The 19,979-nt window shown below is 53.4% G+C and carries 17 protein-coding genes; 12 read left to right on the top strand and 5 right to left on the bottom strand.

Going from position 1 to position 19,979, the window contains the following annotated elements:
- Window positions 1-15: 15 nt before the first annotated feature.
- Window positions 16-1,232, bottom strand: a protein-coding gene (locus ACZ5RT_RS15200) for an IS3 family transposase (RefSeq protein WP_464454228.1) whose coding sequence is annotated in 2 segments (ribosomal slippage) — window positions 16-902 and window positions 902-1,232 — 1,218 coding nt in all. Because the reading frame shifts where the segments join, the coding sequence is not laid out codon by codon here.
- Between the two features lie 171 nt (window positions 1,233-1,403).
- Here ACZ5RT_RS15200 and ACZ5RT_RS15195 point away from each other — a divergent pair.
- Both ACZ5RT_RS15195 and ACZ5RT_RS15190 read left to right on the top strand, forming a co-directional pair.
- Window positions 1,404-2,537 (top strand): alkene reductase, encoded by a 1,134-nt coding sequence (locus ACZ5RT_RS15195; protein ID WP_464453015.1) that lies wholly within the window; start codon window positions 1,404-1,406, stop codon window positions 2,535-2,537.
- On the top strand, window positions 2,534-2,857 hold the full coding sequence (locus ACZ5RT_RS15190; protein WP_464453014.1) for a hypothetical protein: 324 nt from the start codon (window positions 2,534-2,536) through the stop codon (window positions 2,855-2,857). Before ACZ5RT_RS15195 ends, ACZ5RT_RS15190 begins: the two co-directional genes overlap by 4 nt.
- A 72-nt stretch (window positions 2,858-2,929) precedes the next feature.
- On the opposite strand, the gene cadR is transcribed toward ACZ5RT_RS15190, so the two are convergent.
- Window positions 2,930-3,391 carry a Cd(II)/Pb(II)-responsive transcriptional regulator gene (gene cadR, locus ACZ5RT_RS15185; RefSeq protein ID WP_464453013.1) on the bottom strand — a complete coding sequence of 154 codons (462 nt, stop codon included), beginning with the start codon at window positions 3,389-3,391 and terminating at the stop codon, window positions 2,930-2,932.
- A gap of 97 nt (window positions 3,392-3,488) precedes the next feature.
- Here cadR and ACZ5RT_RS15180 point away from each other — a divergent pair, with 97 nt between their 5' ends.
- The 7 genes from ACZ5RT_RS15180 (at window position 3,489) to ACZ5RT_RS15150 (ending at window position 12,803) form a co-directional block, all read left to right on the top strand.
- On the top strand, window positions 3,489-5,723 hold the full coding sequence (locus ACZ5RT_RS15180; RefSeq protein WP_464453012.1) for a heavy metal translocating P-type ATPase: 2,235 nt from the start codon (window positions 3,489-3,491) through the stop codon (window positions 5,721-5,723).
- A 61-nt stretch (window positions 5,724-5,784) separates the two neighbouring features.
- Window positions 5,785-6,156, top strand: a complete 372-nt coding sequence (czcI, locus tag ACZ5RT_RS15175; protein ID WP_464453011.1) for a cation efflux protein, CzcI family — start codon at window positions 5,785-5,787, stop codon at window positions 6,154-6,156.
- A gap of 140 nt (window positions 6,157-6,296) precedes the next feature.
- Window positions 6,297-7,559, top strand: a complete 1,263-nt coding sequence (locus tag ACZ5RT_RS15170; protein ID WP_464453010.1) for a TolC family protein — start codon at window positions 6,297-6,299, stop codon at window positions 7,557-7,559.
- 8 nt (window positions 7,560-7,567) lie between these two features.
- The gene (locus ACZ5RT_RS15165; protein ID WP_464453009.1) at window positions 7,568-8,155 is read left to right on the top strand and encodes a hypothetical protein; all 588 of its coding nucleotides are present in this window, start codon (window positions 7,568-7,570) and stop codon (window positions 8,153-8,155) included.
- Complete coding sequence (locus ACZ5RT_RS15160) at window positions 8,152-9,276, top strand: efflux RND transporter periplasmic adaptor subunit (protein WP_464453008.1); 1,125 nt, start codon at window positions 8,152-8,154, stop codon at window positions 9,274-9,276. The genes ACZ5RT_RS15165 and ACZ5RT_RS15160 overlap by 4 nt, the downstream gene beginning before the upstream one ends.
- Window position 9,277: 1 nt before the next feature.
- The gene (locus ACZ5RT_RS15155) at window positions 9,278-12,397 is read left to right on the top strand and encodes an efflux RND transporter permease subunit (protein ID WP_464453007.1); all 3,120 of its coding nucleotides are present in this window, start codon (window positions 9,278-9,280) and stop codon (window positions 12,395-12,397) included.
- Window positions 12,398-12,419: 22 nt separating this feature from the next.
- Window positions 12,420-12,803, top strand: coding sequence for a hypothetical protein (locus tag ACZ5RT_RS15150; RefSeq protein ID WP_464453006.1), 384 nt, complete (start codon window positions 12,420-12,422; stop codon window positions 12,801-12,803).
- A 76-nt stretch (window positions 12,804-12,879) separates the two neighbouring features.
- On the opposite strand, the gene ACZ5RT_RS15145 is transcribed toward ACZ5RT_RS15150, so the two are convergent.
- Window positions 12,880-13,614 carry a hypothetical protein gene (locus ACZ5RT_RS15145; RefSeq protein WP_464453005.1) on the bottom strand — a complete coding sequence of 245 codons (735 nt, stop codon included), beginning with the start codon at window positions 13,612-13,614 and terminating at the stop codon, window positions 12,880-12,882.
- A gap of 579 nt (window positions 13,615-14,193) precedes the next feature.
- Here ACZ5RT_RS15145 and istA point away from each other — a divergent pair.
- The 3 genes from istA to ACZ5RT_RS15130 all read left to right on the top strand — a co-directional run bounded on the left by istA (window position 14,194) and on the right by ACZ5RT_RS15130 (window position 16,990).
- Window positions 14,194-15,732, top strand: coding sequence for an IS21 family transposase (istA, locus tag ACZ5RT_RS15140; RefSeq protein WP_464453004.1), 1,539 nt, complete (start codon window positions 14,194-14,196; stop codon window positions 15,730-15,732).
- A complete protein-coding gene (gene istB / locus ACZ5RT_RS15135) occupies window positions 15,729-16,481 on the top strand; it encodes an IS21-like element helper ATPase IstB (RefSeq protein ID WP_464453003.1) in 753 nt (250 codons plus the stop codon). The genes istA and istB overlap by 4 nt, the downstream gene beginning before the upstream one ends.
- Before the next feature lie 74 nt (window positions 16,482-16,555).
- The gene (locus ACZ5RT_RS15130; RefSeq protein ID WP_464453002.1) at window positions 16,556-16,990 is read left to right on the top strand and encodes a hypothetical protein; all 435 of its coding nucleotides are present in this window, start codon (window positions 16,556-16,558) and stop codon (window positions 16,988-16,990) included.
- 27 nt (window positions 16,991-17,017) lie between these two features.
- On the opposite strand, the gene ACZ5RT_RS15125 is transcribed toward ACZ5RT_RS15130, so the two are convergent.
- Window positions 17,018-17,599, bottom strand: coding sequence for a hemerythrin domain-containing protein (locus ACZ5RT_RS15125; RefSeq protein ID WP_464453001.1), 582 nt, complete (start codon window positions 17,597-17,599; stop codon window positions 17,018-17,020).
- A gap of 139 nt (window positions 17,600-17,738) precedes the next feature.
- The gene (locus ACZ5RT_RS15120; protein ID WP_422170061.1) at window positions 17,739-19,955 is read right to left on the bottom strand and encodes a heavy metal translocating P-type ATPase; all 2,217 of its coding nucleotides are present in this window, start codon (window positions 19,953-19,955) and stop codon (window positions 17,739-17,741) included.
- Window positions 19,956-19,979: the final 24 nt, after the last annotated feature.

Below are 19,979 nucleotides of genomic sequence, written 5' to 3'. Positions count from 1 at the left end.
GTACCGCCGGTATGTTTAATTTACCGCTCGTTTTGCCCTGAACAGCTTGGCGGGCAGATATCCCAGTGCGCTGTGCGGATGGTAAGAATTGTAGTCATCGAACCATTTGGGCAATAGCGCCATCACCGTTTGCGAGTCCGGCCTCTCGGCCAATTTCGCGTAGTCTCGCTTCAATGTTTTCACAAAACTCTCGGCCATGCCGTTGCTTTGTGGGCTGGTCACAGGTGTGGTCACCGGCTTGAGCCCCAATTGCTTGGCAAAGCTCCTGGTCTCGGCCGCCGTGTAGCAGCTGCCGTTGTCCGTGAGCCATTCAATGGGCTTGGGCGGCTTGCCATCTGCACCAAATCTATTTTCCACCGCCTGCATCATCAAATCGCCCACCAAGGCCGCATCGATGCCTTTGGTGGTAGCCACCCAGCTCATGACTTCCCTGTCGCAGCAGTCCAGCGCAAACGCCACCCGCACTTTCTCGCCGTTGTCGCATGACAGCTCCAAGCCATCTGAACACCATCGCACGTCACTGTCCTTGACTGCCACCTTGCCTTCGTGCTTTCTGGTGTCGACGGGCTTTTCTCCATGCCGGTACAGCAGCCAACCTTCATCACGCATCACCCGGTAAACCCGCTTGTGGTTGACACGGTCGTATCCCTCCAATCGCAACCTTGCCCAGACACGGCGGTAGCCGTAAGTGGCGCGGTCCTTGACCACGTTGGCAATGGCTTGTTTGACGGCAGCGTCATCGTTGCGTGGGGGTGACTTTCTCAAGTCTGCCCATTCGCACGGGCGATCTCGTCTGGCCAACACATGGCTGCGCGACACGCTAAGGGCATGGCAGACGGCCCTCACTGCTCGCCCCCGGGCAATACTGGCGAGCGCGCAATCCACTTTTTTGCTTTGGCGAAGTCCACAGCCTCCTTGAGAATCTCGTTCTCCAAAGTCTTGCGGCCCAGTGCGCCTTCGAGTTGTTTGATGCGGCGCATGGCCTCTTGAAGCTCTGACGCTGGCACCACGGTTTCGTTGGCACCCACAGCCATCAGTGAGCCTTGCAGGTAGGCCTTTCGCCATTGAAAGAGTTGCGCTGCTGTGATGCCGAATTGCCGGGCAACCGTCGAGACGGAGTTGCCAGGCTCGTTGGTCTGTTTGACGATTTCAAGCTTTTGCTCGGGGGTCCAGCGCCTGCGGCGCTGAACGCTGGTCACCACTTCAACCCGGGTGGGCGTTGCTGAAGACATAGTCATATCCATGGTCGTATTCCTGTTTCTTAGTTTAAGGAATACCGACGGGACTGTGATTCAGGGGGCTAACTCACTGAGGCCTCATAACGAATAGACAATAGGCAATCAATCCATACCTTGTCACTCTAGACATGGTTTGATCTTTTGCAACCTTCGTCGAAAGTCCCCGTGCGCTCCTTGTTTGAACCCTGCCAAGTCGGCAGCATCGCTTTGGCCTCACGCATCGTGATGGCCCCTTTGACCCGCAACCGCGCACCCGGCGCACTGGCCAACGCACGCATGGCCACTTATTACCGCCAACGCGCCAACCCGGCCACGGGTGCGGGCCTGATCATCACCGAGGCCACCGCCATCAGCCACCAAGGCCAAGGCTATGCCGATGTGCCCGGCATCTGGAGCAAGGAGCAAGTCGCCGCGTGGAAGCAAGTCACAGACGCCGTGCATGCCGAGGGCGGCAAGATCGTGATGCAGCTGTGGCATGTGGGCCGGGTGTCACACACCAGCTTGCAGCCGGGTGGTGCTGCGCCTGTGGCACCTTCGGCCATCACAGCCAAAACCAAAACGGTGCTGCTGGTCAACGGCCAGGCCCAGTTTGTGGACACCTCCACGCCCCGTGCGCTGGACGCCGCAGAATTGCCCGGCATCGTGCAAGACTACCGCCGTGCCGCCGCCAACGCCATCGGGGCCGGATTTGATGGCGTGGAAGTGCACGCAGCCAACGGCTACCTGATCGACCAATTCTTGCGCTCAGGCAGCAACCAGCGCGGCGATGCTTACGGCGGCAGCATTGAAAACCGTGCCCGTTTTCTACACGAAGTGATGAGCGCCGTGGTGGCTGAAATTGGCGGTGATCGCACGGGTATTCGCCTGTCTCCCGTCACACCCGCCAACGATGCCAGCGATGACCATCCCCAGCCCTTGTTTGAACATGTGGCCCGTTTGCTGGGCCCGATGGGGTTGGCCTATGTGCACGTGATCGAAGGCTCGACCGGTGGGTCTCGCGACCACCAACAAGGTGCACAGGCTTTTGATTACGCCGCGCTGCGCCAGGCTTACACCGCGGCCAAGGGGCAGGGCGCCTGGATGCTCAACAATGGCTACGATCTGCCGCTGGCCGAACAAGCGCTGGCCCAAGGTGCCGATCTGGTGGCCTTTGGCCGCCCCTTCATTGCCAACCCGGATCTGGGCGCACGACTCAAGCAAGGGGGCCCGTTCAACACCCCTGACCGCAAGACCTTTTATGGCGGTGACGACACAGGCTATACCGACTATCCTTTTCTTCAACAAGGCAGCACGTCATGAATCGTTTTGGAATGCAACGCAAAGTCGTTTTCCTTTTGTTGGGCCTGGTGTGCACCCTGCAGGCACAAGCGGGTCGACCCTTGACAGTGGACGACGCCAATGTGAACGATGCGGGCGAAGGCCATGTGGAGGGCTGGTGGACGCGCGCACCCAACGGCTCGCGCAGCTGGACTGTCGCGCCAGCCTATGCACCCATTCAAAACGTGGAGCTGGGCGCAGGCATCGCCCGAGAGCAAAAAACAGGGCTTGAGACCTTGAACGTTCAGGCCAAGTTCAGGATCACCGAATCACAGGAAAACGGCTGCTGCGTATTCCAGTGATGTTGACCAATCAGTCCAGCAACGTGACCAGCGCGTCCAGTTGTATTGACCAATTAATGTCCATCTCAGACATTACAAGCTTTTTGAGTGCAATCCACCAATGTGCCCTGAAACGCTTTTTGATTTCAAAGTTGCTTGGCGTGGATGTGCAGATAACTCAGCAAGAATGCCGCATTGGTTTGTTGCCCGCGCTTCCATACAAGTTTCGCGTAATTCTTTGAGTTGGCGCTCAAGTGTTCGCAACTCTTTTATCCTTGACGCAACGTGCGCCATGTGTGTATCGATCAGTTCATTCACACCATCGCAGTCACCTTGCTGTGCGTCCTTGAAAGCCAGTAAGGTTCGAATTTCGTTCAGTGTCATATCCAGACTTCTGCAGTTCCGGATAAAAGACAGACGAGCCGCATGTTCGGGGCCATAAATTCGATAGTTGCCTTCAGATCGCAGCGGTGAAGGTAGCAACCCTTCTCGCTCGTAATACCGAATCGTTTCCACCTGTGTTTGGGTAGATTTAGCTAGTTCACCGATCTTCATGTGGCACCTTTCAGAACTGATTTGAAAATTAAATTCTATGCACTTGACTCTGTAGTGACTATAGGGTTTCTAATTTGCCCAACTAGGAGTAACAGTCATGTCAGTCAAAGCGCCAGTAGAACAAACTAAAACTCAATCAGCCTGCGAATGCGGGACGACTTGCGCTTCAACGCCTGTCACTTTTGAGCACCCCAGTGCAGCTGGTTTAACTAACGATGATCAGCGTTTTCGCATTGCCAATATGGACTGCGCTTCTGAGGAGTCAGAAATTCGTCAAGCGTTGGTAGCGATTCAAGGCATTCGAAGTTTGCGCTTCGATCTGACTGCTCGCGAATTGACGATTGCCGCTGATCCACAAGTTGTTGCCGAATCTATCGATGCCATTCGCAGAGTGGGTTTTAAACCAGAGCCTTTGATCAACGAGCGTGATAAAGCAAATTCAAAAGGCGCTGCCTCTCATAGATTTTGGAACTCATGGGGCAAGTTGATTTGTGCTTTGATATTGTCTTTAGCCGCCGAGGGTTTGGCTTTTGCGTTGCCAGATGACTTGACTTCAAAGGGACTAGGCATGGCACTTGCCGCCTGTGCGATCGCCTTGGCGGGCTTTTCGGTATACGGCAAAGGACTTTCTGCATTGGTTCGAGGGCGCTTGAATATGAACGCACTCATGACCGTCGCTGTCACAGGTGCATTCCTGATCGGACAATGGCCAGAGGCCGCTATGGTGATGGCACTGTATGCCATTGCTGAAGCGATTGAGGCCCGAGCAGTCGACCGTGCTCGCAACGCCATCAAAAGCCTGCTGGCACTTGCACCAGAACACGCCGAAGTTCTGCAAGCTGATGGGCAGTGGGTGCCGTGCCCTGTGAAGACCGTTGAAATAGGCGCAACTGTGCGTGTGCGTCCGGGCGAACGCATCGCCCTAGACGGCGTCGTCATATCAGGTAGCAGTGCTGTCAATCAAGCCCCTGTCACTGGTGAAAGCTTGCCAGTCGATAAAACTGCTGGTGATGAAGTCTATGCAGGCACCATCAATCAATCAGGATCGCTAGAAATTCGGGTCACGGCACTGGCCTCGGACAGCACCTTAACTCGCATCATTCACGCCGTCGAGCAAGCGCAAGCATCACGTGCCCCAACCCAACGGTTTGTGGATAAATTCGCAACTATTTACACCCCAGCCGTCTTTGTTTTAGCTGTTGCTGTGGCTGTACTGATGCCTTGGCTTGCAGACTGGACTTGGATTCAAGCGCTCTACAAAGCCCTCGTGCTTTTGGTCATTGCTTGCCCTTGTGCCTTGGTCATTTCCACCCCAGTCACGGTCGTCAGTGGTTTAGCTGCAGGGGCACGTCGAGGCATTTTGATCAAGGGGGGTGTTTATCTTGAAGAAGCCAGAAGCATCAAGGTGGTAGCCCTAGACAAAACAGGAACCATCACACAAGGTAAACCGAAATTAGTGGCGTTTGAACCCATTGATACAAGCTTAGATTTTGCAAACATTCAAAGCATTGCCAAAAGTCTTGCTGCTCGTTCAGACCATCCCGTGTCCAAAGCCATAGCCGAAGGTCTCACCGCAGACCTAAGAGATGTCACTGAATTTCAAGCAGTTGCAGGTCGTGGCGTACAAGGTGTCATTGAGGCGCATCCCTATGCGTTGGCCAATCATCGTTGGATCGAAGAGCGCCAACAATGCTCTGCCGAACTTGAGAATCGCCTCAAAGTTCATGAAGAAGCGGGAAGAACCGTCACCATTTTGACCAATGCCAATCGTGTGATGGCTTTGTGTGCTGTGGCCGACACCATCAAACCCTCGTCCACACAAGCGGTGGCTGAGTTGAAGTCCATGGGCGTGACACCCGTGATGTTGACGGGTGACAACATTGCCACAGCGCATACCGTAGCAGCGCAAGCAGGGATTGATGAAGTTAGAGGCAACCTGCTGCCAGAAGACAAACTAGATGCGATTGCTGAGCTTCAACAGCGGTTTGGCGTCACGGCCATGACAGGTGACGGCATCAATGATGCACCTGCCTTGGCAAAAGCTAATATTGGTTTTGCCATGGGAGGCGCTGGCACGCACACCGCAATGGAGGCGGCTGATGTGGTGGTGATGAATGATGACCTGCGCCGTCTGCCAGAAACCATTCGATTATCCAAACGAACCCATGCTGTGCTTTGGCAAAACATCAGCTTGGCGCTCGGTATCAAGGCCGTATTTTTAGCGCTGGCGATTTTTGGCGATGCAACTATGTGGATGGCAGTGTTTGCCGACATGGGTGCTAGTCTGATGGTCGTTTTCAATGGCCTGAGGCTTTTGAAAGCCCAGCATTGAAGATGGGGCATTCAACGAAAAACCAACTTTGTCTTCCATCTTTGCTGATAGACTTCCGCCCATGCGTCGCTTGATAGCCATTTTCTTGCTGGTCTTTATGCCATTGCAGCTCTCTTGGGCTGCAGTGAGTGGTTATTGCCAGCATGAAAGCGATGTCAGCTCGCAAGCGCAACACCCCGGTCATCATGAGCACGAGCACAAGTCTGGCGACTCCATGTCCGACACCAAAGCGCCTACCTCAAATGTAAGTAATCTGGACGGTAGTGATACAGATTGCGCCAGTTGCCATGCTGGTTGCTGCGCAGCATTGGTTACTCAGAAGCAAATGCCTTCATCAGAAGGCGCCGAGCACGTGACGGCTACCCAAGCCGAATTCCTTTTCCGTTCTGCCATAGAACGACCAGAACGACCTCAGTGGAACCACCTCGCCTGATCGGTGAGGTTAGTTCAATCCATTCTCCGCTTCAGCCGACTTCTTGAGAACTGAGCTTCAGTTCTCAAGCGGCTGCGCGTGTCGATGCAGCTTCCTTACCGATCTCCATGTCATGGTTATTCACAACCTAGGAGAGTCGGATGTACCGAACCAAAAAATGGAATTTCAAATGGCGCCTGAGTGCAGTAGCTGCCATTTCAGTGTGCAGTGTCTTTCATGTATTTGCGCAAAATACCAACCAGCCACGGCCAGTTCAGAGCGTCAAAGATATCTTTGATGCCACTTGGGCACGTCAACCAGAAGCACAAGCGTTAGAGGCTCGTCAACAAGCATTGCAAGCCCAAAAGCGTGCAGCAGCAGCATGGACGCCAGAGCCAGCAGCCGTAGAGCTGAACTCAAAATCTGATCAGTGGAGCAGAAATTCGGGCGAACGAGAGCAACAAATTGCAATCGCAGTTCCGATGTGGCTGCCCGGACAACGAAGCAAAAGTTCTGCTCTTGCAGAAGCTGAGGCAAACGCTTTAGAGCATCAAATTAAAGCAACTCAACTGCGTGTTGCTGGACAAATCCGTGAGGATTGGTGGAATTTGCACCGTGCTCGGATCGAAAAAGATGTCACCACGGATCAATTAAACAATGCGAAACGCTTAGCTGAAGATGTTTCTAAACGGGTGAAGGCGGGTGATTTAGCTCAATCGGATCAACACCAAGCTGAAGGTGCCGTTGCGGTGGCTGAGTCTGCGTATGCCATGGCGCAAGCAAATTTGGAACTTGCCATTCAGATGATCAAAGCATCGATTGGTGCGACAAGTTTTTCAACGCTGAATTTGTCAGACAGCCCAGAGTTAATCCCTTCAGCTGAATACCCACGCAACCATGCTGCATTGATGGAGCTGCAAGCGCGCTCAGATGTTGCCGATCGCGCGATGGCACTGGCCGCAACCAGAACAAGGGCGAACCCAGAATTCACGATTGCCAAATCCAGAGATCGTGGCAATCTTGCAGATCCCTACAGCTCAAAAATAACGATAGGCATTCGACTTCCGTTTGGCGGTGGCCCTAGGTATGAGGCGGTTGTAGCTCACGCCCAAGCTGAAGCAACACAAGCCCAAGCGCAATTGACCTTGGAGCGCGATCGGACACAGTCCCTGTGGCACTTTGCTCAAGCAAAAGTCAATGCTGCACAGGCTCAACTCAAAGCGGCGGAGCGCAGAGCCAAATTGGCTTTGGAGTCCCGCACCTTCTTTGAGAAATCGTTTCAGCTTGGTGAATCCGATTTGCCAACCCGACTGCGCATCGAGGTAGAAGCCGTTGAGGCACAACGCCAAGCTGCTTTAAGTCGTATCGAGTTCTCTGCGTCTATCTCAGCGCTACGTCAAGCAGCTGGACTATTGCCGCAATAAGGTGTGCTATGAATCAATCAACATTACTGAAAATTTCAATGACTATTTCATCAGGAATCAGAACCATTGGGCTTGCCATCGGCTTGGCTCTTTCCAGTCTGAGTTGGGCAGGGGAAGGGCACGATCATGGCGATGCCAAGGCAGCCACATCAGCCCCCTCCACCCCCCGTTTTACAGCAGTTTCAGATGCACTCGAATTGGTCGGTGTGCTGAACGGAAAGCAAATCACTCTCTATTTAGATCGCCTTGAAACCAATGCGCCTGTCAAAGAGGCACAAATTGAGCTGGACTTATCTGGCGTTAAATTTGTAGCGCAAAAGCACGGTGAAGGTGAGTTTGAAATTGTGCTCCCCGCTGAGCCGAAACCCGGTGTTATCAGCGTGACTGCGACTGTCACGATCGACAAAGAAGTTGATTTGTTGGCTGGGGAGCTGGACATTCACTCAGATTTGAATGGACAAGGTAGCGCTTCAAAAAATGGATGGAAAAAGTGGCTCAGCTGGGCTTTGTTTTCTGCCGCTGCCCTCATGGCGCTGATTTTTATTCGCAAGCGCCTACAGACTCATCAAGCAAATCGCACCGGAGGTGCCGCATGACTTTCAAAACCACTCTTTCAACACTGACTGTCGTGATGGCCGCAGTGACTGCCCTATCTCCGGTGACCAGCACTTGGGCTGGTGAAGGCCATGACCATGGCGGTGCATCTGCTACTCCCAACTTGAACGGGCCTCAGCGCTTGCCCGATGGCAGCGTCTTCTTACCAAAGCCAGCCCAACGTCAATTGGCAATTCGAACTATCAAAGTGGAAGTTACAGACTTGCCGAGGTCAATAGAACTCAACGGCAAGGTCAGCATGGACCCCAATGCTGGTGGCAAAGTTCAAGCCATCAATGCTGGTCGAATCGAAGCCGGTCCTAAAGGTCTGCCAAATCTCGGTACTGCGGTGCGCAAAGGGGAAGTTCTTGCTTATCTGGTGTCTTCACTGGCGCCTATTGAGCAATCCAATCAGTTTGCACAGTTGGCAGAACTCAAAGCAGCTAAATCTCTTGCAGAAAAACGACTGGCACGATTCAAGGAACTTTCCGATACCGTGCCACGCAAAGACATCGAAGCAGCTGAGAGCGAGCTGCAAAGTTTGACGGGCCGCGTCTCGGCAGTTAGCACAGGACTGAACCACCGAGAACCTTTGGTGGCACCCGTTTCTGGCGTGATTGCCTCAGCAAATGTGGTGGCAGGACAAGTGATCGATGCGCGAGAGTTGGTGTTTGAAATTGTGGACCCAGCACGCCTGCGAATTGAAGCCTTGGCCTTTGACACCGCTCTCATCGCCAGCGTGGACAAGGCGTTCATGGCAGTGAATGGCCAACAAATTTCGCTGCAGTTTTTAGGGGCAGCACGCAGCCTACGGGAGCAAGCACTGCCCATGAATTTCAAGGCTCAGGGCGAAGAACTGAGCGCATTGGCTCTCGGTGAGCCAGTAAGAGTGGTGATTCAGACCAAAGACAAGGTGAAAGGCATGGCTGTTCCAGTTTCTGCGCTGATGAAGAACCCAGCCAATCAATCCATTGTTTGGGTCAAAACAGCTGCTGAGCGATTCACACCGCGCACCATCACTTTTGAACCCTTGGACGGTACACGGGTTGCCATCACATCGGGTCTTGAGGTGAGCGATTTGATCGCTACGCAAGGCGCAACATTGATTAACCAAGTGCGTTGATATGTTTAAGTGGTTACTTGAAAACAGTTTAGCCAATCGATTGCTGGTGATCATCGCCAGTGTCGTATTGATGACCTACGGCGCATTCACACTGACAAAAACACCAGTGGATGTTTTTCCTGATTTGAACAAGCCCACGGTCACCATCATGACCGAATCAGGTGGCATGGCGCCAGAAGAGGTTGAGCAACTCATCACCTTCCCCCTAGAGACCGCCATGAACGGTTTGCCTAGCGTTGAATCCGTCCGGTCTATTTCTTCAGCCGGGTTGTCATTTTTATATGTGACTTTTAAATGGGATACAGACATTTTCCGTGCAAGACAGTTGGTATCTGAGCGACTGTCAGCCATGGAAGACGGTATGCCTGCTGGCGTAATGCCGCGCATGGGGCCAATCAGCTCGATCATGGGCGAGATCATGCAAATCGCTATTCCAGTCGATTCACAGAAGATTTCAGCTATGGCTGTCCGTGAGTACGCAGACTGGGTTTTGCGTCCACGCCTTCTGTCGGTTTCTGGGGTTGCCCAAGTTATTCCAATTGGTGGCGAGGTGCGTCAGTTTCAGGTGCAACCCAATACGGCTCGTATGGCTGAGTTGGGCATCTCACACGATCAAATGGAAGCTGCGCTGAAAGGTTTTTCTGCCAATACCTCCGGTGGCTTTTTGGAACTCAATGGAAGGGAATACCTGATCCGCAACCTCGGACGAACTTCCCGTTTGGACGATTTGAAAAATCTGGCACTGACCACAAAAAATGGGCAACCAATCTTGTTGCGCCAAATTGCCGATGTTACTTTTGCTGCAGCGTTGAAGCGTGGTGATGCAGGGTTTGAGGGAAAACCGGCAGTTATTTTGGGTATTCAGAAACAACCCACCGCAGACACGATTGCCCTGACACGTGCAATTGAGGATGCGTTGGTAGGGTTGAAATCATCCTTGCCAGCTGGCATGGATGCCCCTCGCGTCACATTCAGACAGGCCAGCTTCATCGAAGCATCCATCAATACGCTACAAGGCAAATTGATTGGTGCATCCGTATTTGTCGCTGTGATTTTGTTCTTTTTCTTAGGTACGGTTCGACCCACCATCATCGCCTTGACAGCGATTCCCGTATCCATCTTCATCACCTCTTTGGTATTCAAGTACTTTGGCTTGTCTATCAACACCATGACTCTTGGAGGATTGGCCATTGCCATTGGCGGTCTGGTCGACGATGCGGTGGTCGACGTAGAGAACATTCTGCGCCGGTTGAAGGAAGATCGCATAAAACATCCGCAGCACCGTCTTCATCCGTTGGAAGTTGTAGCGAAAGCTTCAATGGAGGTTAGATCTGCCATTTTGTATGCCACGGTGATCATCGTCCTCGTTTTCATTCCGTTGTTCGCATTGCCCGGCTTGGAGGGAAAGCTCTTTGTTCCATTGGGCATTTCCTTCATCGTTTCAACTCTGGCGTCATTGCTTGTTTCGGTCACCATTACCCCCGTGCTGAGTTACTACCTCCTGCCGACCATGAAAAACTTGGATCATGGGGATACCAAGGTTCTGATTTGGCTCAAAACACGCTATGCAAGCAGTCTTCAAAGCGTTTTAAAAAAACCGAAAACTGCATTGGTTGCCTCTGGATTCGCCGTGCTGACGGCAATTGCAGCAGTGCCATTTTTTCCTACGACTTTCTTGCCACCCTTCAGCGAAGGAACACTGCTGATCGGACTGCGCTTGAACCCCGGCGTGACTTTGGCCGAAACCACGGCTTTGGCCAGACAAGCTGAGGTCTTGGTTAAGCAAGTGCCAGAGGTTACACATGTGGGTCGTCGAAGCGGGCGAGCTGAGCTTGATGAGCACGCAGAAGGCGTTCACGTGAGTGAGCTGGACGTGGGCCTTAAGCCTACGGCAGAGCTGACGCGTAGCATGGATGAAATCAAAGCGGACATCCGTGCTCGTCTTGTCAATTTGCCTGCTGCCCTAGAAATCGGTCAACCCATTTCACACCGCATCGATCACATGTTGTCTGGTGTGCGCTCTCAAATCGCCATCAAAATCTTTGGTGACGATTTGGATGGATTGCGTGGGCAAGCTGACTCGTTGAGGGCACGATTAGCGACTATTCCCGGCGTTGCTGATCTGCAAATCGAAAAGCAAGTGCTGGCACCGCAAATCAAGGTTCGTATTGACTATGCCGCAGCAGCTCAATACGGAATTCCTGCGCCACAAGTGCTCTCGACTTTGCAAAGCTTGGTCGAAGGCGAAAAAATCACCCAGATTGTGGAGGGCGGTCGTCGTTTTGCATTGGTCGTGCGCTTGCCTGAATCTGCTCGTTCGGTTGAGGGCTTGAATCAAATCTTGATTGAAACTCCCAACGGTCGAGTGCCATTGTCAAAGTTGGCGACGATTGAAGATGGAGATGGTCCGAACCAAATCAGCCGCGATGACGGCAAACGCCGCATCGTTTTGTCCGCAAACGCGTCTGGTCGAGCTTTGTCAGAAATTGTTGCGGATATTCGCGCTGTGGTGGCCGACACAAAACTCCCCGAGGGGTACTTCATCACGCTAGGCGGTCAGTTTCAAGCTCAAGAGGAAGCTTCACGACTTGTGGGGCTGCTCTCAATCGTATCACTGGTCTTGATGTTTGTCGTTCTGTACAGCCGCTACAAGTCAACGCGACTTTCCGCGTTGATCATGGTGAACATACCGCTGGCCTTGGTTGGTGCAGTTCTCGGGCTGTGGTTGTCAGGACAGCCGTTGTCTGTGGCTGCTTTGGTGGGATTCATCACGCTAGCTGGAATTTCAGTCAGAAACGGCATCTTGAAAGTCAGTCATTACATCAACTTGATGCGATTTGAAGGCGAGAACTTTGATCACAAGATGATTCTTCGCGGTTCACTCGAACGATTAAGCCCTGTGTTGATGACCGCGTTGGTCACCGCATTTGCATTGGCTCCTTTGCTTTTTGAAGCAGAGCGCCCGGGGACTGAGGTTCTACACCCAGTTGCGGTGGTCATTTTTTCAGGGCTGATCAGCTCCACGTTGCTTGATACGTTCCTGACCCCTGTCATGTTTTGGCTCTTTGGTCGTCGAGATGCCGAACGCTTGTTAGAAGACAAAGACGCCGAAGCACTTTAATTTGATACTGAAAGGATTGGAAATGAAAATTCAAAAAATCGCTATTGCATTGAGTCTGCTTGTCAGCACAGCCGGATTTGCAGCTGGGGAAGGCCATAGTCATGGTAATGCCAAGCCAATGCACGGAGGTGTGGTGGCAGAGGTGAAGGACATTGAATATGAATTTGTAGCTAAGGCCGATGTTCTACAACTTTATTTGCGAGATCACGGAAAGCCTGTCAATGTCAGCACGGCTACGGCCAAAGTCACGATGCTTTCAGGCTCTGAAAAACAAGAGGTTGAATTAAAACCGGTAGGTGAGAAGCTTGAAGCCACTGGAAAATTCAAAGCGCTTGCAGGAGCGAAAGTAGTCGCGCAAGTCAGCAACAACGCCAAAGTGGCGACAGTGCGATTTACACTCAAATAATTCGTTAACAAACCATTTGCATTGGCATCTGTTCAATGCAAATTGATGTTTATTCGTGGAGGTCATTTTTTTGAAGTTAAGGAAACTCTCTCGTAAAGATGACCACCTCCATTCGCCACTCTGGTGAAGGATAGATCCAGTGCTTGCAATTCAAATCAATTGCATGAAACAGCTCTTCTGCTATCGGTGCAATTTCCGGCACTTCTCGTAGCCATTGCTGGCAATGGTGATAGGCGTTGAGAACCATTGATCTCAACTCGTGCGATGAAATCAACTCCGATTTCTTGACCAGCAAGATGAGTGCGGTCAACGCTTCAAATGTCCCAATTTCAGCCAGACGATAGGCCGCTTCCTCGTCAAATTTTCGGAACCGCTCAGGGTCAGGATTCTCCTGAAGGAATGGAGGGGCAGATACATTAAGAATTTCTGCAATCTCAGGACTCATAGCTTTGAGCTGATCGTCGATCCACCACTGGTCCATCTGATCACCCCGCAACACGGCCCATATTGGCGAGTCAAAGTAAACCGCTGTGCCAGGGTAATGCGCCTCGGCCATATCCACGGAATAAGGCTTGCCCGTGATTCTTTGCGGCACACGCAAACCCGTTTGGTAGCCATCCCACTTGCGTGGGCGCTTCATGTCATCCCATTTGCTCTTGGGGATGGAAGGATCGATAGCCAACTCGATTGCATAGGCACTTGGCAAACCTGACTTTGCTTTGACGGCATAAAACCAAACCTTGGTGCGCAAAACATCTATTGGATTTCGCTTGGGGCGACCTGATTTGGACGGTTGCAAAAGTGAGTGCATCTTGGTGGTGTACAGAAACTCCGATTATCTGTTCGTGTTGTCAATGTGTGAACTTTCGGAAACACTGCGTGACAACCGTAGAGAGGCCCGAACAAATGACCACGAGTACATGTGAACCAAACACCTTGGCAGAGAAGTTGAAAACTGAAATGGAAAAGACCCACGGCCCACTACTGGGTGGGTTGCGGTTGGCCAATGCGCTGGGACACACGAGCATGGCTGGGCTTAGGCAAGCCAGATACCGTGGTCAAGTCGCTGTAACGCTGTTCACGTTGCCACATCGACGAGGTTTTTATGCGCTAACCAGAGATGTTGCGCACTGGCTTGCGCAGGCTCGAATCACATCCACCACCGAATAAACCAAGGAGCCAAAGACCAGAACAACGCTAAATCAAGCCGCCCAGAAACGCAAAAGCCCGAGGTGTCCGCCTCGGGCCTAGCGTCCGACCGAAGCCGAATCAAGTAGTACCTTGTGGGTTGGAGTATCGGTCGAGCATCCCCTCGTGTCAAGTGGCAGGGGCTGGGTTAACTCATCCTGAGTGCATGCCTCCTGCACTCGCTTGACCAAAGGAAACGCCTATGAGGCTACCCGTTCATTTGCAGCGTGACATTGCACGCCAGCACTTTTATGACCCAACCTTGTCTCACCGTGCAATTTCACGGACAACAGGGCAACACCACGACACGATTAGGAAATTTCGACTGAAAGTTGATGCGACTGACCTGACTTGGCAAGAGTTATCCCAAATGGATGACGATGCCTGGCAGGCGGCGCTTGGTACGCAGAATCGCTCTGTCGCCAAACTCAAGTCACAACCAGATTACGAATGGGTTCATGCAGAAATGCGACGGCCTGATGCAACACTGGAACGTTTATGGCGAGAGTGGCGTGAAACGACTCCAAATGGCATTGGCTACTCACAGTTTGCAACGCTCTACCGAGCGTGGACAAAGAACCAGCATGTGGTGATGCGCCGAGCCCACCGACCCGGTGAAAAGCTGTTCGTGGACTATGCAGGCAGAACGGTTGAAATCCGAGATCAAAACGGTGGCCCTTCAACCTTTGCGCAGATTTTTGTTGCTGTCTTGGGGTATTCAAATTACACGTACATCGAGGCAACGGCAAGTCAGACCACGAAAGACTGGCTGAAATGTCATGCCAATTGCTTTGAAGCACTAGGCGGCGTGCCTGAGTGGGTGATCAGCGACAACCTCAAAGCAGCAGTTTGGCGAAGGGAACGGGATCGCACGGTCATCAATCCTGCTTACAGAGATTGCCTCAGCCATTACGACACAGCACCGCTGCCAACTGGAGCACGAAAGCCCAAACATAAAGCCAAGGCGGAAGTGGGCGTGCAAATAGCTCAGAGATGGGCATTGTTTTCACTTCGCGATCGCGTTTTCTTTAGCCTTGCCGAATTGAATGCAGAGCTTCGTATCAAGACCGAAGAAATGAACCGCCATCCATTCAAGCGATTACCAGGCTGTCGCATGGATCGATTCCTTGAAACAGAAAAATCGAGCCTCAAGCCATTGCCTGGTACGGCATTCGAATTGAGTGATTGGCGCTATGGCGTCAGAGTGCAGGACGACTATCACATCGAACACCAACGGCGGTTCTATTCAGTCCCGCATACGCTGGCACGGGAAAGCGTTGACCTCAGGTTCACCGCTACTGTCATTGAGGTATTCCATCGAGGTCGAAGGATTGCGCTTCATCCATTGATTTCGCTTGAAGGTGACGCCAGCACGATGCCCGAGCATCGCCCTGTCATACATAGTCGCGTACTGGATGCCGAGCCTCGGGCTTTGTTGGCGTGGGCCATGAGTGTTGGCGACAACGTGGAGTTGATGATTCGGCATCAACTTGAAAACCGAAGCGACATCACGAACGGCGTCAAAGCCGCACGGCGAATGCGCGACCTTGCAAGGGACTACGGAGATGCTCGATTTGAAGAGGTCTGTGCCTACGCCATGCCTTTGAACATCACCTCACTCCGCAGCATCACATCTATCCTCAAAGAGGATGCAGACAAACGTTTTTATGTCGCGCAAACACCAAAAGTCAAAGTCATCGGTGAATTGCGCGGTCCTAGTTATTTTGGAGAATCAGTATGAGCAGCACACAGCAAACCATTACCCGCCTTCGTGAACTCAAGCTCGTTCCAATGGCCGATGCTTATGACATGCAGCTTCAGCAACCTAAATTGCATGATGTCAGTTTTGATGATCGCTTTGCCATGCTTGTTGACTATGAGGCGTCCGAGCGTGAGGCCCGAAAGTTGAAACGCCTAATTAGGGGTGCAGGTATGCCCGAAGCAGCGTCTTTTGAGGATGTTGAGTACAAAGTCAACCGTGGCCTAGACAAGGCACAGTTGGCTTCTCTAGCAAGCTGTGACTGGATACGCCGTCAACAGAACTTGATCATTCAAGGGGCAACAGGTGTTGGCAAGACTTGGCTTGCGTGTGCCTTTGGCCAACAGGCATGCAGGTTGAAAATGCCAGTTCTGTTTTACCGAGCCAGCGATCTGTACGGAACCATCAACCAATCACTGTTAGATGGTTCATTGCCTGCACTGAAGTTGTCATTGAGCAAACCAAGTTTGCTGATACTTGATGATCTGGGTTTGGGAGAAATGAACCAACATGCGTCGCAGTTCTTGTTAGATGTGATTGATCGCCGAATGCGAACTGGATCATTGCTCATCACAACGCAGTACCCAACCGACCAATGGCACGGATTCTTCCCTGACCCTACTGTGGCTGATGCCATCTTGGACCGCGTGGTGCATCAATCCCATCGGCTGTCTCCAAAGGGCGAGTCCATGCGCAAAACAATGGCTCGCAAAAAAATGCAATCTAGTTAATTGAAGGATAGACAGACTGGCTTTGTCAGTCTGTCTATCTGGTCAAGACCGCAACACTTTTAAACTTTGGTCACGTGGCTGGACTGAGTGGTCAGTTCCGACTGGAAATGGTGGTCACTAAGAATTGGCGCGGGTGGTCAATTAGGAGTGGAATACGCAGCTGCCATGTCGGTGCTGTGTTGGGCGCTGCCCGCACCACCGGGGAGTCGTCCATGGGCTATGTGAATGCCCTGTTGACCTGCAACCACCCGACCCTGGGCAGCCTGCACACCAATTTGGGGGCGCTGGATTTTGCCAGCAGCCAACGCGTCGGCACTTGGGGGCTGGCTTGGGAGCGTGCTTATGGCAACGTCACCGCCCATGTGGAGGTCTATGGACAACAGCGCGACAAGCCCACTTGGGCCACGGGCTTGCGCACGAACATCCTGTCCAAGTTGCAGCTGGACGCCAGCGTGGGTCGCCAGGCGGGGCAAAACCTGGTGACACTCGGGACCAAATGGATGTTCTGAAAAGGATGTTCTGAAAACCGCGACCCCTCAACCCAGCCCAATGGGCGAAGGTGCCCGGGTCACGATCAGGCTGAACAATTTTTCAAACGCCTGGGTGGGTGGGTAATGGCCTGTGAGCGGGTCCGCGTTTTCGGCAAACGCTGCGTCCAGCACGCGCCAATCGTCCTCTGAAAAACAACGCTGCGCCTCGGGCAAGATCACGGACTCTTCCAGGTTCATGTGCTCCAGATAGAAGCTGACGTATTTTTCAAATGCTTCTTCGAACGCCTGGCGACGGCCCGCGCCCAGCAGCTCCCATGCCAGCAACAAGTGCTGCAGGTCACGGGCTGCTTTTTCGCTGTTCATGTGATCACGCTCCAGCTTGTCGATGGCACCCATCACCTTGGGGGCCAGCTTCACGACTTTAGGGAACAAAAGGTTCGATTCCTTGGGGTGGTGCAAGCGCTCCGGGAATTCGTCGATGTAAAACAGCATGGCACGCAGCACGTCAAAGAAGTTGCGTCGGTCGTCTGCAGGTCCGCGTTGGACCATCATGCGCATGGACTGGAGCATGGCCGCCAAGGAGGCGTGTTCGTCACGGATGATTTGAAGCGCGCTGTGCTGTGTCATGAAAATAGTTTCCGGTTTCTGAAGGCTTTCAGTTTGCCGGTTGGCGCCCAAGCGCACCATGACACATGTCAAGAATGGGTGATTTGGCTTTGCAGACGCTCGGCCGCAGGCGCGACCTCCCAAAATTAAGAAACGGATTTCAAGGTTTCCAGCGTTTGAGCAGCAAGGCGTTGCTCATCACGCTGACCGAGCTGAGCGCCATGGCCCCACCCGCGATCACCGGGTTCAGGTAGCCCAACGCGGCCAGCGGAATGCCCGCCACGTTGTAGGCAAAGGCCCAAAACAGGTTTTGCCGGATCTTGGCCACGGTGCGTGCCGAGATGTCGAGCGCCGCACCCACCAGCGCCACATCACCGCGCATGAGGGTGATGCCTGCCGCGTGCATGGCCACGTCGGTGCCATTGCCCATGGCCATGCCCACATCGGCGGCGGCCAATGCAGGCGCATCGTTCACCCCGTCGCCTACCATCGCCACCACCCGCCCTCCTGCACGCAGCTGTTGAACCTGGGCGGCCTTATCGCCAGGCAGCACGTTGGCCAAAACCTCACCCTCTTCTGGCCGCAGGCCCAGACGGCGCGCCATGACTTCGGCTGCAGCCTGGTTGTCACCTGAAATCATCACCAGTTTCAAGCCCCTTTCGCGCAGCGCGGCCAAAGCTTGCGCTGCGCCTGCTTTGGGTTCGTCACCAAAAGCCATGAGCAAAATGCCTTGCAGACCCGATGGCGTTCGTTCTGCCAAAGCCGACAGCGTTGCACCCTGGCCCAGCAAGGCTTGTATGTCTTGCGCCCAAATGCTGCTGTCCATGCCTTCATCTTGCAACCAGCGCAGACTGCCCAGCATCATCTGGCGTCCGCCCAATGTGGCCTGCACGCCACGGCCAGGCACTGCTGTGAGGTTTTCGGGTTCCAGCAATTTCAGCTTGTGAGTTGTCGCCATGCTCACCACCGCCCTGGCCAAGGGATGCTCGCTGCCGCTTTGCACGCTCGCGGCCCAGGTCAGGGCCAAATCCTGATCTTGCCCTGGCGCCACCACGTGGCGCACCATTCGGGGTTGCCCCACGGTGAGCGTGCCCGTTTTGTCAAAGGCCACTGTTTGCACCTTATGTGCCCATTCCAAAGCCTGGACGTCCTTGATCAAGATGCCGTTTTTGGCAGCCACACCTGTTCCCGCCATGATGGCCACGGGCGTGGCCAAACCCAAGGCACAGGGGCAGGCGATCACCAACACCGCCACCGCATGGATCAATGCCGTTTCGAAGCCTGCGCCTTGAAGCACCCAGACCCCCAGCGTGACCAAGGCCACCACCAGCACGACGGGCACAAAAATTTCGGAGACTTTGTCGACCAGGCGTTGAATGGGGGCTTTGGCGGCCTGTGCGTCTTCAACCAAGCGGATGATGTGCGAGAGTACCGTTTCATGCCCCACGGCGCTCACGCGGATCACCACGCGACCATCGCCGTTGATGGATCCCCCGGTCAACCGCGTACCCACCACCTTGCTCACGGGCAGAGGCTCACCTGTCAGCATGGACTCGTCTACCTGAGTTTGACCTTCGACCAATTCACCGTCCAGCGGAAACCGTTCACCGGGCCGAACCACGATGCGGTCATTCACCAGAATTTCTGCAACGGGCACATCAATTTCGCCTTCATCGCTGAGCCAATGGGCCTTGTCAGGCCGCAGCGCGTGCAGCGCCCGAATGGCCTCGGTCGTTTGGCGTTTGGCACGGGTCTCCAGCCACTTGCCCAACATCACCAAGGTGATGACCACGGCCGAGCCTTCGAAATACAAATGAGGTTCATGGCCCGGGTGTGCTGTCCACCACAACCACACCGACAACAACCAACCCGCGGTGGTGCCCAACGCCACCAGCAAATCCATATTGCCCGTCAAGGCTTTGAGCGCGTGCCAACCTGCTTTGTAAAAGCGTGCCCCCAAAATGAATTGCACCGGGGTGGCCAAAGCAAACTGAACCCAGGCAGGCAACATCCAATGTTGACCCCATAAACTGCCCAGCATCGGCAGCACCAAAGGCGTTGACAACACCAAGCCCCATGCCACAGGTGAAAAACCGGTCCAGGGCGAAGCGTGTTCGCTTTCTTCACGTTCGCTGGGCATCAGGGGCTCATAGCCCGCATCGCGAATAGCCCTGCGCAAAACCGCATCACTCGCTTGCGCTGAATGCACAACAATCCGGGCCGATTCGGTGGCCAGATTCACGGTTGCGGCGTCCACGCCTGGAATTTTCAAAAGTGCTTTTTCAACCCGTGCAACACACGACGCACAGGTCATGCCGCCGATGCCGATGTCGTGAATGGTCTCCCTGTTCTGGGCTTCCGTCTTGATCTGTGTCATGTCAATGCAGTGGTTTGGCGCTAT

The organism is Limnohabitans sp. TEGF003 (genome assembly GCF_055395455.1).
The sequence above is the reverse complement of the archived record's forward strand: the minus strand, read 5'-3'. Positions and strand labels throughout refer to the sequence as shown.